The organism is Candidatus Phytoplasma citri (assembly GCF_002009625.1).
Classification (GTDB): Bacteria; Bacillota_I; Bacilli_A; order Acholeplasmatales; family Acholeplasmataceae; genus Phytoplasma; species Phytoplasma citri.
The window spans coordinates 1-914 of sequence record NZ_MWKN01000066.1 but is presented as its reverse complement, the minus strand read 5'-3'; the positions used below and the strand labels follow the sequence as shown (position 1 = coordinate 914).

Genomic DNA, 914 nt, shown 5'->3' with positions numbered 1-914 from the left:
AGGAACTGATTAAAGAAGGAAAGCCAATTAAGAGAAACAACCCAGAATATAGGAAAGCATGGCTAAAAAAACCAGCACCATCAACTGGGGATTGATAGTTCCCTTAACCTAAATCCGAAACCTAGAGTCGAATACATCCGCTACGCTGATGATTTTATCATTGGTGTTAAAGGCGGAAAGGATTAATAATCAAGTAACGCAATGGCTAGATCAAGATTTGAAACTTACGATTAGTAAGGACAAATCAAAAATTGTGAAAGCTAACAAAGGAACTAGGTTTCTATCCTACATGATTAAGGTAAACCCCACCAATAAAACTCGTACAAGGAAGTCCACGAAAAATTCCTTCAACAAAATTCCTTCAACGGTAAAGTTCAAATCCAAATTCCTCAAGTGAAAGCTGAAAAATATGGATATGAATACAATTGGTTAAAAAAGGGGAAGGTGAAACATGATGAAGCTTTAGCAGACAGAGACGAATTAGAAATAATCCGGACCTACTAAAGGAATTATCCAATACTTTTGTTTGGCTAACAATCTCGGTGTTTTAACCCATCTAAATTATCTAGCCGAATATAGCTGTTTGAAAACACTGGCAAGAAAATGGAAAACATCGATTGCCAGAGTTCGGAAGAAATTCAATAAAGGTTCAACTTGGGGTATCTCCTATATTAACAAAGGAAAAACTCAATATGAACCATGGGACGTTTACTCTTGGGGTAAAATTAAAAAAATGCGTAATTACAAGGGAAATCCAGATATTACCATTAATAGATTTACACTCCAAGGCCGTACGCACCTAACTGACCGACTAAAAGCGAAACGTTGTGAGAACTGCGACAAAACAACCCAACTTCAAATTCATCACATTGGGACAGTTCGCAATGCGAATCACCAAAGGATCATGAATAAAA

General features: G+C 36.7%; 1 pseudogene. It reads left to right on the top strand.

Annotation, left to right across the window (positions count from 1 at the left end):
* Window positions 1-914: pseudogene (locus B2G44_RS01920) on the top strand (group II intron reverse transcriptase/maturase); the annotation flags it as partial.